Consider the following 13,727-nt stretch of genomic DNA (forward strand, 5'->3'; position numbering starts at 1 on the left):
GGCGCGAACGTCACTTGTCGACAGACCCTGCGGCACTGTTAAATTTGCTTACATTTCTGGATCGATAGTCCCCATGCCTGCCCAACTCAAACGCCGCCTAGCGATCTTCTTCACCCTGGTGGCCATCATCGCCCTCGCCTTCCTGGCCCACTGGTACTTCAAGGGCCGCTTCTACGAGAGCACCGACAACGCCTATGTACAGGGCGAGATCACCCGTATTTCCAGCCAGCTGGGCGCACGTATCGACGCGGTGCCGGTCGAGGACAACCAGCACGTCAACAAAGGTGACCTGCTGGTACGCCTGGAAGCGGCAGACTTTGACCTGGCGGTTGACCGCGCCCGCGCCACCCTGGCCACCCGTGAAGCGGAATACGCACAGGCACAAAGCCGCCTGACCCAGCAAGGTAGCCTGATCGCCGCCGGGCAGGCTCAGGTGGCTGCTAACCAGGCCACGTTCGACCGTTCTCGGGTGGACCTGAGCCGTGCCGAAAAGCTGCGCAAGCCAGGTTTCATATCCGAGGAACGGGTCACCACCCTGTCGGCAGACAGCCATGTTGCCGGCTCTCAGGTCGACAAGGCCCGCGCCGACCTGCAAAGCCAGCGCCAGCAGGTGAATGCCCTGAACGCCGACCTCAAACGCCTCAATGCACAAATCGCCAACGCACGCGCCGACCTGGCCCAGGCCAAGCTGAACCTGACCCGTTGCGAAATCCGCGCGCCGATCAGCGGCACCATCGGCCAGCGCAATGCGCGCAATGGCCAGGTGGTGCAGGCCGGTGCCTACCTGCTGTCGATCGTGCCCGACGAAGACATCTGGGTGCAGGCCAACTTCAAGGAAACCCAGATCGGCCACATGCAGCCCGGCCAGCGCGCCGAGCTGCTGTTCGACAGCTACCCGGACACCCCCATCGAAGGCCGGGTAAACAGTGTGTTCGCGGCCTCGGGGGCGCAGTTCAGCCTGCTGCCACCCGATAACGCCACCGGCAACTTCACCAAGGTGGTGCAGCGCATCCCGGTCAAGATCACCTTCAGCGCCGACAACCCGCTGCATGGGCGCATCCGCCCCGGCATGTCGGTGACCGCCACCATAGACCTGCGCAGCGAGAGCGAAGGCCACGATGGCCGGTGACCAACTGCTCAGGCCCAGCGACGAGCCTACCCGGCGCGACTGGATCGCGGTGATGAGGGTGATGCTCGGCGCGTTCATGGCGGTGCTGGACATCCAGATCACCAACTCGTCACTGAAGGACATTCAGGGTGCCCTGTCGGCAACCCTGGAAGAAGGCTCGTGGATTTCCACCTCGTACCTGGTGGCGGAAATCATCATGATTCCGCTGACCGCCTGGCTGGTGCAGCTGCTGTCTGCCCGACGCCTGGCCGTGTGGGTTTCCGGGGGCTTTCTGTTGTCGTCACTGCTGTGCTCGATGGCCTGGAACCTGGAGAGCATGAACCTGTTCCGCGCCCTGCAAGGCTTTACCGGCGGCGCGCTGATCCCACTGGCGTTTACCCTCACCCTGATCAAGCTGCCCGAACGCCACCGCGCCAAAGGCATGGCGATGTTCGCCATGACCGCCACGTTTGCCCCCTCCATCGGCCCCACCCTGGGCGGCTGGCTGACCGAGAACTGGGGCTGGGAGTACATTTTCTACATCAACATCCCGCCGGGCCTGGTGATGATTGCCGGCCTGCTGTACGGGCTGGAGAAGAAAGACGCGCACTGGGAACTGCTGAAAAGCACCGATTACGCAGGCATCGTCACCCTGGGCCTGGGGTTGGGCTGCCTGCAGGTGTTTCTTGAAGAGGGGCACCGCAAGGACTGGCTGGAGTCGCACCTGATCGTCGGCCTGGGCAGCGTCGCCTTGGTCAGCCTGATCAGCTTCGTCATCCTGCAGTTCTCCAAGCCACACCCGCTGATCAACCTGCGCATCCTCGGTAACCGCAATTTCGGCCTGTCGAGCATCGCCAGCCTGGGCATGGGCGTAGGCCTGTACGGGTCGATCTACCTGCTGCCGCTGTACCTGGCTCAGGTGCAGGGCTACAACGCCTTGCAGATCGGCGAGGTGATCATGTGGATGGGGGTGCCGCAGCTGTTTCTGATCCCGCTGGTACCACAGCTGATGAAAGTGGTGTCGCCCAAGCTGCTGTGCGCCCTGGGGTTCTGCCTGTTCGGCGCCGCGAGTTTCGGCTCGGGGGTGCTCAACCCGGACTTTGCCGGGCCGCAGTTCAACCATATCCAGATCATCCGCGCCCTTGGCCAGCCGATGATCATGGTGACCATTTCGCTGATCGCCACGGCTTACATCCAGCCGCAGGACGCGGGGTCGGCATCGAGCCTGTTCAATATCCTGCGTAACCTGGGCGGTGCGATTGGCATCGCCTTGCTGGCCACACTACTGGATGCGCGGACCAAGGTGTATTTCGACTACCTGCGCGAAGCGGTGGTGCCGAGCAACCCGCAGGTAGCGGAACGGCTGGCGCAACTGGCCGAGCGGCTGGGCAATGACAATGCGGCGCTGGGCAAGTTGAGCGAGATCACCCACCAGCAGGCCATGATCATGGCCTACAACGACGCGTTCCACTTTGTCGGGATCGGGTTGGCGGTGAGCATGGTGGCAGTGTTGCTCACCCGCAAGCTGCCGGCGGGGTTGAAGGCTGGGGAAGCTCATTGAGGCAACTCAGGGTGATACGCGGTACTTGTGGGAGCGGCCTTGTGTCGCGAAGGGGCCGCACAGCGGCCCCAGCAATTTGTGCCGTGACGCTGAAGTCCTGGGGCCGCTGCGCGGCCCTTTTCGCGACACAAGGCCGCTCCCACAGAGGGCTCAGCAGGCTTCAGCTGGTAATCAACCGCTCGCGCAGCTGGGTAATCTCGTCGCGCAGCTGCGCCGCAGCTTCGAACTCCAGGTCGCGGGCGAACTGCATCATCTTCTCTTCAAGCTGCTTGATACGCTTGGTGATCTCGCCCGGCGTACGCAGCTCGGCCTCGTAACGGGCGCTCTCTTCTGCCGCCTTGGCCATGCCCTTGCGCTTTTTGCTGCGCGCGCCAGGCACGGTGGCGCCTTCCATGATGTCGGTGATGTCCTTGACCACGCCCTTGGGCACGATACCGTTGGCTTCGTTGAAGGCGACCTGCTTTTCACGGCGTCGCTCGGTTTCGTCAATTGCCCGCTGCATCGAGCCGGTGATGTTGTCGGCGTACAGGATGGCCCGGCCATTGAGGTTACGCGCAGCGCGGCCGATGGTCTGGATCAGCGAGCGCTCCGATCGCAGGAAGCCTTCCTTGTCGGCATCGAGGATCGCCACCAGCGAAACCTCCGGCATGTCCAGGCCTTCGCGCAGCAGGTTGATGCCCACCAGCACGTCGAAGGTGCCCAGGCGCAGGTCGCGGATGATCTCTACCCGCTCCACCGTGTCGATGTCCGAGTGCAGGTAGCGCACCCGCACATCGTGGTCGGCCAGGTAATCAGAGAGGTCCTCGGCCATGCGCTTGGTCAGCGTAGTGGCCAGCACCCGCTCACCCAGCGCCACGCGCTTGCGGATTTCCGACAGCAAGTCATCCACCTGGGTCAGTGCCGGGCGTATCTCGACCTGCGGGTCTACCAGGCCGGTCGGACGCACCACCTGCTCCACCACGCGCCCGGAATGCTCGGCTTCGTAGGGGCCCGGGGTCGCGGACACGAAGATGGTCTGCGGGCTGACATCCTCCCATTCGTCGAAGCGCATCGGCCGGTTGTCCAGTGCCGAGGGCATGCGGAAGCCGTATTCGACCAGTGTTTCCTTGCGTGAACGGTCGCCCTTGTACATGGCACCGACCTGCGGAACGCTGACGTGTGATTCGTCGATCACCAGCAGTGCATCGGCTGGCAGGTAGTCGTACAGAGTGGGCGGTGGCGCACCGGCCGGGCGCCCGGACAGGTAGCGCGAGTAGTTCTCGATGCCGTTGCAGTAACCCAGCTCCATGATCATTTCCAGATCGAAACGGGTGCGCTGTTCCAGGCGCTGTGCTTCTACCAGCTTGTTGGCCTTGTGCAGGTACTCCAGGCGCTCCTTCAACTCTTCCTTGATGCCCTCCACGGCCTCCAGCAGGGTTTCCCGCGGGGTAACGTAGTGGCTCTTGGGGTAGAAGGTGAAGCGTGGCAACTTGCGGAAAACCTCGCCGGTGAGCGGGTCGAAGGCGGCGATGTTCTCCACCTCGTCATCGAACAGTTCGATGCGGATGGCTTCAAGGTCCGACTCGGCCGGGAAGATGTCGATCACATCACCGCGCACGCGGAAGGTGGCACGGGCAAAGTCCATTTCGTTGCGGGTGTACTGCAGGTCGGCCAGCCGGCGCAGCAGTGCGCGCTGATCGAGCTTGTCGCCGCGGTCCACATGCAGGACCATTTTCAGGTAGGACTCGGGGCTGCCCAGGCCATAGATGCACGACACGGTGGTGACGATGATTGCATCGCGCCGCTCCAGCAGCGCCTTGGTCGCCGACAGGCGCATCTGCTCGATATGGTCGTTGATCGAGGCGTCCTTCTCGATGAAGGTGTCCGACGACGGCACGTAGGCCTCGGGCTGGTAGTAGTCGTAGTAGGAAACGAAATACTCCACCGCGTTATTGGGGAAGAACGCCTTGAATTCGCCGTACAACTGCGCGGCCAGGGTCTTGTTCGGCGCCAGCACCAGGGTCGGGCGCTGCACCTGCGCGATGACGTTGGCGATGCTGAAGGTCTTGCCCGAACCGGTCACGCCGAGCAGCGTCTGGTGCGACAGCCCCGCCTCGATGCCTTCGACCATCTGGCGGATGGCCTCGGGCTGGTCGCCGGCCGGCTGAAAACGGGTGACGAGCTGGAACTCGGACATGTTTGACCTCGCGGTGTTGCAGCAACTGTAAATTTAGCCAGTAGTCTATACCCAAATGCGGCTATCCGGGGGCGCTTTCAAGGCCGGGCTGTGAGCGCTTGTTACAGTGGACACGGCAATTAGACCAATGGTCGAAAAATATTTGCGCAAATAGCTGGAAAAGCTGTGCCAGAGTGTCGCAGTGACCGGGCGGTATCACTATACTGACTCCCCGTTTGTGCACCGCTTCAGTGCATTCGGCTGGAGCGTGTACGCCCTATCACTCTCCAATCAGAGCCAAGGTAACAATGAGCCTGTTTTCCGCTGTCGAGCTGGCACCCCGCGACCCTATCCTGGGCCTCAACGAAGCATTCAACGCCGACCCACGTACCGACAAGGTCAACCTGGGCGTGGGCGTTTACTGCAATGAGGAAGGCCGCATTCCGCTGCTGCGCGCCGTGATCGAAGCCGAAACCCAGCGTGCCGCCCAGCACGCCTCGCGCGGCTACCTGCCGATCGACGGCATCGCCACTTACGACCAGGCCGTGCAAAAACTGATCTTCGGCGCCGAGTCGCCACTGCTGGCCGCTGGCCGCGTGGTCACCGTGCAGGCCGTTGGCGGCACCGGCGCGCTGAAGATCGGCGCCGACTTCCTCAAGCGCCTGTCGCCCAATGCCGTGGTTGCCATCAGCGACCCGAGCTGGGAAAACCACCGCGCACTGTTCGAGACCGCCGGTTTCCCGGTACAGAACTACCGCTACTACGACGCGCCTAGCAACGACGTCAACCGTGCCGGCATGCTCGAAGACCTGAACAACCTGCCGTCCGGCTCGATCGTCGTGCTGCATGCCTGCTGCCACAACCCGACTGGCGTCGACCTGGGCCTGGACGACTGGAAAAACGTCCTGGAAGTGGTCAAGGCCAAGGGCCATGTCCCGTTCCTCGACATGGCCTACCAAGGCTTTGGTGACGGCATCGCCGAAGACGCCTTCGCCGTGCGCCTGTTCGCCGAGTCGGGCCTGGACTTCTTCGTTTCCAGCTCGTTCTCCAAGTCGTTCTCGCTGTACGGCGAGCGCGTTGGCGCACTGTCGATCGTCACCGGCAACAAAGACGAAAGCACTCGCGTGCTGTCGCAGGTCAAGCGCGTAATCCGCACCACCTACTCCAACCCGCCGACCCACGGCGCGACCATCGTCGCTACCGTGCTGAACAGCGACGAACTGCGCCAGATGTGGGAAGCCGAGCTGGGCGAGATGCGCCAGCGCATCCACGGCATGCGCCAGCAAATGGTCAGCCTGCTGGCTGAATATGGCGCCAAGCGCGACTTCAGCTTCGTTGGCCGCCAGGCGGGCATGTTCTCCTACTCGGGCCTTACCGTTGAACAAGTGGCGCGCCTGAAGAACGATTTTGGCATCTACGCGCTGGACACCGGCCGCATCGCGGTTGCCGCGCTGAACCAGAGCAACATCCACGTGGTGACCAAGGCCATCGTCGAAGTGCTGTAACCTATTGATTTGCCTGGGAGAGGCTTGACATCTCCCGGGCAATCAGTAAGATATGGCGCAGATTCCGCGATAGCTCAGTCGGTAGAGCAAATGACTGTTAATCATTGGGTCCCTGGTTCGAGTCCAGGTCGCGGAGCCAAACATTGAAAAGCCCCCGGGTGCGCAAGCAACCGGGGGCTTTTTCGTTGTTCACCGGAAGCATGTCAGCGCTTGGTAAATCGAGCGCCGCGCGGGCGGCGCTCGATCTACCAGGCAGCACAAAACTCAAGACATGCGCCTTCCAGCCCCAGAGCCCTCAACTAATGCGCCCAATCGGGTAAAACTCCCCCCGGCTCCATACGCCCAACCATTCCTCCCCCTCGATCACATGTGGCACCGCCAGTTCCACCAGCTGGTAAAACACATTGCGATTTATCAGCGCTTCCAGGTTGCTGCGCATCAGCACATAGGGCGATGGCTCCTGCGTCACCGGGTCGATCACTACCCGCAGGGGATTATCCGGCCCGGCGTCAACCTGGTCCTCGACATTGCTGGTGAAGCGCAGCACCTGCTGCTCCCCCTCCCCCAGCACCTCCAGCGCCACTGCCACGAATGGGGCATCGTCGACGCGGATGCCAACCTTTTCTACCGGGGTAATCAGGAAGTAGTCATCGCCATCGCGGCGAATGATCGTGGAAAACAACCGCACCATCGGCTTGCGCCCAATCGGCGTACCCAGGTAATACCAGGTGCCATCGCGGGCAATGCGCATGTCGATGTCACCGCAAAAATCCGGGTTCCACAGATGCACCGGCGGCAGGCCCTTGGCCTTGGGGATCTGTGCCAGAAGATCATTGGCCTTGCCGGAATCACTCATCACGCCTGCCTCATTCGCTCATACCCAGAAGGCTACGAGCGTACTCGCGCATCGGCGCACCAAGCAAATCCTCCGGGGTGTTGTCGTGGAACGTCAACAAACCGCCACGGCTCTTGATGCGTGCGGTGTCGATCAGGTAGCGGGTATTGGTTTCGATCAACATCATCTGCACCACGCCAGTGTCCCACCCCAGCCGGTCGACGGCCTGTTCGTCATACCACTCATCGCCATTGCCGATGCGGTCGTCGGTACGGGCGAAGCGGGTGTACAGGACGTAGTCGGCACCCACCGAGCGGGCCTGAGCAATGGCGTCTTCCAGGCCCAATGGGCCTTGGGCGCGGCGCACCAACGGGAAATACTCGACAAAGCTCTTGAATGCCTCGTCAGCCACCGCGTTCTGCCGTGGCACCGGCCCCTTGCCCGGCGGCACGAATGCGCCCTGGCCGATGAAGATGAACGAGTCGGGCTGCAGGCGGATCGACAGGGTACGCCGGGTATCGCTGTGGTCCAGCAGACCGGCATCGCTCATGTGATAGCGGACGCCTTCGCCCATATCGCTGACATTCATGCAGCCGCCCAGCGCCATCAGCGCCAGCAGCAAGACCAGGCTACGCATCTTTCCTCCAGTGGCCGGCGACGAAAAACCGGCGAATAGCCGGCGGATGCAGCTTTTGCGCCAGCTTCAGCCGCCAATCACCTTCATCACCATCACATCACCGGAAAACGCCAGGTCCTGCTTGTCTGCCAGCGCCTTGACCAACAGGCGTTGCAGGGCCGGCAGGGCCTGATGACGCGGCTTTTCCAGCAGGTCACCGACGAAGTGGCGATTGCCCGAAGACAGGCAGCCATGCAACCAGCCCGTGGAGGAAAGGCGCAAGCGCGAGCAGGTACGGCAAAACGGCACGCTCTCGTTGGCGATGATACCAAAGTGGCCAATGCCCGGGACTTCATAGCGCAGGGCTGTGGCGTCCAGCGGCGCATCGACCTGGACATAGGTATATTTGCCGCCGATCAGCGCCAGCAACTGGTCGAGCCCGACGAACTGCTGCACAAAGGCATTGTGCTCACGGGCCAGGTGGCCCATGCGCATGAGTTCTATGAAGCGCAACTCGAAGCCGCGCTCCAGGCAGTAATCCAGCAGCGGCAATACCTGGTCGAGGTTGTGCCCGCGCATTGGCACCATGTTCACCTTGATTCGCATGCCCAGCGCACTGGCCTGCTCCATACCCGCCAGCACACTGGCCAGGTCGCCGCCCCGGGCAATGCGGCGGAAGGCCTGGGGGTCGAGAGTGTCGAGGGAAACATTCAGGCGTCGGATACCCGCCGCTTGCAGCTGAGGCAGCTTGCGCGCCAACAGCTGGCCATTGGTGGTCAGCGAGATATCGTCGAGGTCGAGCTTGGCCACGGCGGCCAGAAAGGCATCCAGGCGCGGGCTGACCAGCGGCTCACCCCCTGTGATGCGCAGGCGCTCGATACCAGCCGCTTCGATCAGGTAAGCCACGCCGCGGGCCAGGGCATCTGCCGAGAGTTCGTCTTGCGCCGCCACCAGGCGTTTGCCGTCGGGCACGCAGTAGGTGCAGGCATAATTGCAAGCAGCCGTCAGGCTGACACGCAGGTTGCGAAAGCGCCTGCCTTGACGATCGACAATCATGAATGACTCCGGCATGGGTGATAAGGGGCAGGCGAAACCTGACTCATAAATCAGGTTTTTGCAAGCCCCCGCACCCTGCCGGCTTCAGCGTTAAATGACGGAACGCTTCAGTTGGTCGGTTCCGGGTCACGTTTGCGCTTGTTGCCCATGCGCACACCGATGTCCATCAGGAACTGGAAGAAACCTTCCTGATCCTCAAGCACATTGCTCCAGAACGGCGAGTGGTACAGCGCAACGGCGCCGTGCACCAGCGCCCAGGCGGCGCAGTAATGGAAATACGGCGGTACGTCTTCGAGCTTGCCTTCGCTGATGCGGCCCTTGATCAGCTGAGTCAGGCGATCGAAGTTAGAGGCACGGATACTGTGCAGTTGCTCGACCATTTCCGGCACCTGGTTGCCCTTGACCACCTTCTCTTCCAGGCGGTCGAACAGCCGGTAACGTTGCGGGTCGCGCATGCGGAACTCGAAGTAGGCGCGTGACAGGGCTTCCTTGTCACGGTCGACGTCGGCCGAGTGCAACAGTTCGTTCAGGTCGCGCTCATAGTCGAGCATCAGGCGCAGGTAGATTTCCGCCTTTGACTTGAAATGCTTGTAGATCGTGCCTTTGCCGATACCCACGGCGTCGGCGATCATTTCGACAGTGACGCTGTCCTCACCCTGTTCGAGAAACAGCTTGAGCGCGGTGTCGAGGATTTCCTGTTCGCGACGGCGAAACTCACGGACCTTACGAGGTTCTTTCTGCATGGGAAGGACTGGATGACAATCGAAGCGGTTTATTATGCCTAACTTGCAAGAAATTGCACGGATCATCCACGCATGTCTGTGTTTCACCATGCTTACTGCCATGCGCTGCGGGAGGATTGAAACCTCGGCGTATTCCAAATTTGTTTAAAAAACGACCAATATAGGCTGGCACTGCGCCAAAGCTGACCAATACTTGAAGTGTTGGCGCGGCGCATCCCCCCCCAAGTGGCGCGCCGATAAAGGTGCTCAGGGACCGCGTACCTTTGTTTTACTCCTAATGGTCTTAACCCGGATTCCCCCCCCAGAACCCGGGTTTTTTTTGAGTGTTTGCAGAGGAAGGGATTTTTCGGAGGAGCATGAGGGCTGACAGGAGCCGGTCTCAAGTTTTGCAGCGCCTGTGAGCGCCAGCGCCGCGCGGGCGGCGCTCGATATAACAGGCGCTGAGAATGCTATGGCAGGCACATTGCGGCCCTCACACAACTCCAGTCGCCGAGAATCAAGCCACCCGCGCCAACGGGAACAACCGCTTGAAGTTGGCAGTGGTCTGCTCAGCCAGTTGCTCATAACTGGCGCCCCGCAACGAAGCCACATACTCCGCCACTTCCCGCACATACTGCGGCAAATTCGGCTTGCCACGGTGCGGAATGGGCGCCAGGTACGGCGAATCGGTCTCGACCAGCAAACGATCGACCGGCACCTGCCGAGCCACTTCGCGCAGGGCATCGGCATTGCGGAAGGTAACGATGCCAGACAGCGATATGTAATACCCCAGGTCCAGCGCGGCCTTGGCCATCTCCCAATCTTCGGTAAAGCAATGCAGCACGCCGGCCTGCGGCAGGTTGGCCTCACGCAGCAGTGCCAGGGTATCGGCACGTGCCGCCCGGGTGTGCACGATGACCGGCTTGTCGGTCTGCCGCGAGGCTTCCAGGTGCAGGCGGAACGAAGCCTGCTGCAGCTCGGCAGCTTCCGGCTCATAGTGGTAGTCAAGCCCGGTTTCGCCAATCGCCACCACATGGGGGTGGGCCAGCTCGCGCAGCAGCCATTCCAGCGCAGGGGTTTCACCCGGTGCCAGGTCCAACGGGTGCACACCCACCGAGCAATCGACGTCGGCATACTGGTCGCTCAACGCCTTCACCGCACCGGCGTTTTCGGCACTGACGCCAATACACAGGAAATGCCCGACCCCACGTTCACGGGCCGCCTGCAAGGCAGCATCGAGGGAGCCCTGGTGGGCGCTCAGGTCAAGACGGTCGAGGTGGCAATGGGAATCTACGAGCATGGGATAACGGCACACATGAAAAAATGAAAATCAGCGGGTACCCGGCAGTTGCAGCCAGTGAGCCAGCAGCGATTCGAGCAGCAGGGCACGGTTGAGGTTGGCCTTGCCCAGCACCTTCTGGCGCTGCTCCAGGATCCAGGCCTGCACCTCCAGCACCTTGGCCTGGCGGCTCTTCTGCGCCAGGTATTGCACCACCTTGCGCATATCGGCCAAGCCTAACCCCTCCTCGTCCTGGGTCAACTGGTAGCGCAGGATCAGATGCGACCAATCGCAGAACCAGTCGAACAGCAACAGCAGTGGCACGCCGTTCCAGGCATCGGCCAGCTGGCTGGGCGATTGCTGCTGCTTGATCAGCTTCTTCACCCCGTCAGTAACCAGCGCACGTTGCTCGCGCACACCTTGTGCCTGCAGGCTGACCGCCATCAATGGCGAACCGGCGGCCAGCGTCAGTAGCTCGTCACGCTCGGCCTCGTCACTGTCAGGCAACGCAGCGGCCAGCCAGGCCTGGCTCTGGGCCAGGCTTGGCTGCGGGCACGCCACCTGCTGGCAGCGGCTCTTGATGGTCGGCAACAAGCGGCTGGGCTGGTGCGTGACCAGCAGCAGCACCGTATCGCCAGATGGCTCTTCGAGGCTTTTGAGCAGCGCGTTGGAGGCGTTGACGTTCATCGCCTCGACAGGCTCGATCAGCACCACCTTGCGCCCACCCAATTGCGCGGTTTGCACCACGAATGCCACCAGCTCGCGCACCTGGTCGACCTTGATCGGCTTGTCGGCCTCTTCAGGCTCGAGCACAAAGTTGTCCGGGTGGCTACCGGCCTTTAGCAACAGGCAGGACTTGCACCCGCCGCAGGCATCCAGCCCTTGGGGCTGCTGGCACAGCAGGCGGGCCATCAGGCGCTCGGCCATGGCCCGCTTGCCGATACCCTGCGGCCCGTGCAGCAGGTAGGCGTGCGCGTGCTGGCTGCGGCCGGCCAGCTGCTGCCAGAGGGCCTGCTGCCAGGGGTAGGCGTCAGCCACGGCAACGCTCCACAATCGCCGGCAGCAGCGCATCGATGGCGCGCTGCACGGCTTCCAGCGTTTGCGCGGCATCGAGCAGGCTGTAGCGCTGCGGCTCGCGCTGGGCGCGCTGCAGGTATGCCTGGCGCACCGCTTCGAAAAACGCCTGGCCTTCTTGCTCGAAACGGTCCAGGCGGCCGCGGGCGGCAGCACGGGCCAAGCCCACTTCCACTGGCAGGTCGAAGACCAAGGTCAGGTCCGGGCGCAGGTCACCCTGGACAAATTGCTCCAGGGTGGCGATACGCTCGACCGACAAACCACGCCCACCGCCCTGATAGGCATAGGTGGCGTCGGTAAAACGGTCACACAGCACAACGGCCCCGCGCGCCAGCGCCGGGCGGATTACCTGCGCCAGGTGCTGGGCGCGCGCAGCGAACACCAGCAGCAGCTCGGTGTCGGCCGCCATGCTTTCATCGCTGGGCGCCAGCAGCAGCTCGCGGACCTTTTCGGCCAGCGGCGTACCGCCAGGTTCACGGGTCAGCACTACATCCAGGCCCTGCTCGCGCAAGCGCGCAGCCAGGTAGTCGCGGTTGGTGCTCTTGCCCGCGCCTTCGGGGCCTTCCAGCGTAATAAACAAGCCGCTCACAGGCAGTCCTTAATGTTGTTCGTCAGGCGTCGGCCGTTCGGCCGCTTGCGCGCCGCCAGCAGGGGCGTCCTGCACAGGCGGCTCTTCGGGTAAGGGCTGTGCAGCCGGCTCTTCGGGCAAGGGCTGTGCAGCCGGCTCGTCCGCTGCAGGCACCTGGGGCTGGGCGTCGTCAGCACCCGGCTCTACCTCTTGCTGCGGCGCGGGGCTGGAGCGGTAGCCTGCACGCCGCTTGAGCTGGAACTCGCGCACCGCCGAGTTATGGTCGTCGAGGTCGTCGGAGAACACATGGCTGCCATCGCCGCGGGCGACGAAGTACAGGCTGGTGCCATTGGACGGGTTGAGCGCTGCGTGAATCGCTTCGCGCCCGACCATGGCAATCGGCGTGGGTGGCAGCCCCGTCATGGTATAGGTGTTGTAGGGCGTCGGTTCGCGCAAGTCGGCGCGGGTGATCTTGCCGTTGTAGCGCTCACCCATGCCGTAGATCACCGTCGGGTCGGTCTGCAGCATCATGCCCAGGCGCAGGCGCCGTACAAATACGCCGGCAATCTGCCCACGCTCCTGGGGGATACCGGTTTCCTTTTCCACCAGCGACGCCATGATCAACGCCTGGTACGGGTCGCGATATGGCAGGTCGGTGGTGCGCACGGCCCATTCCTTTGCCAGCACTTCGTCCAGACGCATGTAGGCTTGCTGCAGCAACTCGACATCGCTCATGCCGCGCACAAAGCGGTAAGTGTCCGGGAAAAACCGCCCTTCGGGGAATACGCCAGTATGGCCGAGCTTGTCCATCACTTCGGAATCCGACAGGCCGTCCAGGGTGTGCTTGATCTTTTCATGCTTGGCCACAGCCGAGCGCACCTGACGGAAGGTCCAGCCTTCGACCAGGGTGAGGTTGTACTGCACCACATCGGCCCGGCGCCATGCGTCGAACAACTGTTCGACCGTCATGCCAGGGGTGAGGCGGTATTCGCCGGTGTGCAGGGCGGTGCCAGCCATGTTGAAGCGCCAGTACAAGCGCAACCAGACAGCATCGTCGAGCAACCCTTCTTGTTGCATGCGGTAGAACATGCGGTTGGGGTTGGTGCCATTGGGCACGTCGAGCAGGCGCTCCTGCGTCACGTGCAAGGGCTGCTCCAGCACCGAGTTGACCTTCCAGGCCGACCAGCCAAGTGCCAGCCCGGCAAGTATCAAGCCCATTTCCAGCAGTAGCAGGAATTTACGTCTCAC

At 62.5% G+C, this 13,727-nt stretch carries 12 protein-coding genes and 1 tRNA gene; 4 read left to right on the plus strand and 9 right to left on the minus strand.

The window, feature by feature from the left end:
* The first annotated feature begins 73 nt into the window (after nt 1–73).
* Nucleotides 74–1,129, plus strand: a complete 1,056-nt coding sequence (locus ACN6NG_RS21840; protein ID WP_353456885.1) for an HlyD family secretion protein — start codon at nt 74–76, stop codon at nt 1,127–1,129.
* Nucleotides 1,119–2,669: an MDR family MFS transporter gene (locus ACN6NG_RS21845; RefSeq protein ID WP_474316157.1), complete on the plus strand. Its 1,551-nt coding sequence runs from the start codon at nt 1,119–1,121 to the stop codon at nt 2,667–2,669. Before ACN6NG_RS21840 ends, ACN6NG_RS21845 begins: the two co-directional genes overlap by 11 nt.
* 160 nt (nt 2,670–2,829) lie before the next feature.
* On the opposite strand, the gene uvrB is transcribed toward ACN6NG_RS21845, so the two are convergent.
* Entirely contained in the window at nt 2,830–4,845 is a 2,016-nt protein-coding gene (gene uvrB, locus ACN6NG_RS21850) for an excinuclease ABC subunit UvrB (protein ID WP_016500881.1), read from the minus strand.
* 287 nt (nt 4,846–5,132) lie between these two features.
* On the opposite strand from uvrB, the gene ACN6NG_RS21855 reads away from it, so the two are divergent.
* Together ACN6NG_RS21855 and ACN6NG_RS21860 are read left to right on the plus strand one after the other, a co-directional pair.
* Nucleotides 5,133–6,329 carry an amino acid aminotransferase gene (locus ACN6NG_RS21855; protein WP_063425001.1) on the plus strand — a complete coding sequence of 399 codons (1,197 nt, stop codon included), beginning with the start codon at nt 5,133–5,135 and terminating at the stop codon, nt 6,327–6,329.
* A gap of 63 nt (nt 6,330–6,392) precedes the next feature.
* Nucleotides 6,393–6,468, plus strand: a tRNA-Asn gene (locus ACN6NG_RS21860).
* A 156-nt stretch (nt 6,469–6,624) separates the two neighbouring features.
* Here ACN6NG_RS21860 and ACN6NG_RS21865 read toward each other — a convergent pair.
* The 8 genes from ACN6NG_RS21865 to mltG form a co-directional block, all read right to left on the minus strand.
* Entirely contained in the window at nt 6,625–7,185 is a 561-nt protein-coding gene (locus tag ACN6NG_RS21865) for a DUF1285 domain-containing protein (protein WP_474316160.1), read from the minus strand.
* A gap of 10 nt (nt 7,186–7,195) precedes the next feature.
* Nucleotides 7,196–7,801 carry a DUF4823 domain-containing protein gene (locus ACN6NG_RS21870; RefSeq protein ID WP_016485497.1) on the minus strand — a complete coding sequence of 202 codons (606 nt, stop codon included), beginning with the start codon at nt 7,799–7,801 and terminating at the stop codon, nt 7,196–7,198.
* Between the two features lie 66 nt (nt 7,802–7,867).
* Nucleotides 7,868–8,836 (minus strand): GTP 3',8-cyclase MoaA, encoded by a 969-nt coding sequence (locus ACN6NG_RS21875; protein WP_063424997.1) that lies wholly within the window; start codon nt 8,834–8,836, stop codon nt 7,868–7,870.
* Between the two features lie 107 nt (nt 8,837–8,943).
* Nucleotides 8,944–9,579, minus strand: coding sequence for a TetR/AcrR family transcriptional regulator (locus ACN6NG_RS21880; RefSeq protein ID WP_016485495.1), 636 nt, complete (start codon nt 9,577–9,579; stop codon nt 8,944–8,946).
* A 496-nt stretch (nt 9,580–10,075) separates the two neighbouring features.
* A complete protein-coding gene (locus tag ACN6NG_RS21885; RefSeq protein ID WP_474316164.1) occupies nt 10,076–10,858 on the minus strand; it encodes a TatD family hydrolase in 783 nt (260 codons plus the stop codon).
* Between the two features lie 30 nt (nt 10,859–10,888).
* On the minus strand, nt 10,889–11,875 hold the full coding sequence (locus tag ACN6NG_RS21890; RefSeq protein ID WP_063424993.1) for a DNA polymerase III subunit delta': 987 nt from the start codon (nt 11,873–11,875) through the stop codon (nt 10,889–10,891).
* Complete coding sequence (gene tmk, locus ACN6NG_RS21895) at nt 11,868–12,500, minus strand: dTMP kinase (protein WP_063424991.1); 633 nt, start codon at nt 12,498–12,500, stop codon at nt 11,868–11,870. The genes ACN6NG_RS21890 and tmk overlap by 8 nt, the downstream gene beginning before the upstream one ends.
* 9 nt (nt 12,501–12,509) lie before the next feature.
* Nucleotides 12,510–13,727: an endolytic transglycosylase MltG gene (mltG, locus tag ACN6NG_RS21900; protein ID WP_474316167.1), complete on the minus strand. Its 1,218-nt coding sequence runs from the start codon at nt 13,725–13,727 to the stop codon at nt 12,510–12,512.

The organism is Pseudomonas sp. TSO6 (genome assembly GCF_056098905.1).

What these genes read in the sequence shown, in the direction of transcription:
- ACN6NG_RS21885 (WP_474316164.1), bottom strand. Translation starts at nt 10,858, where the DNA reads ATGCTCGTAGATTCCCATTGCCACCTCGACCGTCTTGACCTGAGCGCC.
- uvrB (WP_016500881.1), bottom strand. Translation starts at nt 4,845, where the DNA reads ATGTCCGAGTTCCAGCTCGTCACCCGTTTTCAGCCGGCCGGCGACCAG.
- ACN6NG_RS21880 (WP_016485495.1), bottom strand. Translation starts at nt 9,579, where the DNA reads ATGCAGAAAGAACCTCGTAAGGTCCGTGAGTTTCGCCGTCGCGAACAG.
- ACN6NG_RS21840 (WP_353456885.1), top strand. Translation starts at nt 74, where the DNA reads ATGCCTGCCCAACTCAAACGCCGCCTAGCGATCTTCTTCACCCTGGTG.
- ACN6NG_RS21855 (WP_063425001.1), top strand. Translation starts at nt 5,133, where the DNA reads ATGAGCCTGTTTTCCGCTGTCGAGCTGGCACCCCGCGACCCTATCCTG.
- ACN6NG_RS21845 (WP_474316157.1), top strand. Translation starts at nt 1,119, where the DNA reads ATGGCCGGTGACCAACTGCTCAGGCCCAGCGACGAGCCTACCCGGCGC.
- ACN6NG_RS21875 (WP_063424997.1), bottom strand. Translation starts at nt 8,836, where the DNA reads ATGATTGTCGATCGTCAAGGCAGGCGCTTTCGCAACCTGCGTGTCAGC.
- ACN6NG_RS21870 (WP_016485497.1), bottom strand. Translation starts at nt 7,801, where the DNA reads ATGCGTAGCCTGGTCTTGCTGCTGGCGCTGATGGCGCTGGGCGGCTGC.
- ACN6NG_RS21865 (WP_474316160.1), bottom strand. Translation starts at nt 7,185, where the DNA reads ATGAGTGATTCCGGCAAGGCCAATGATCTTCTGGCACAGATCCCCAAG.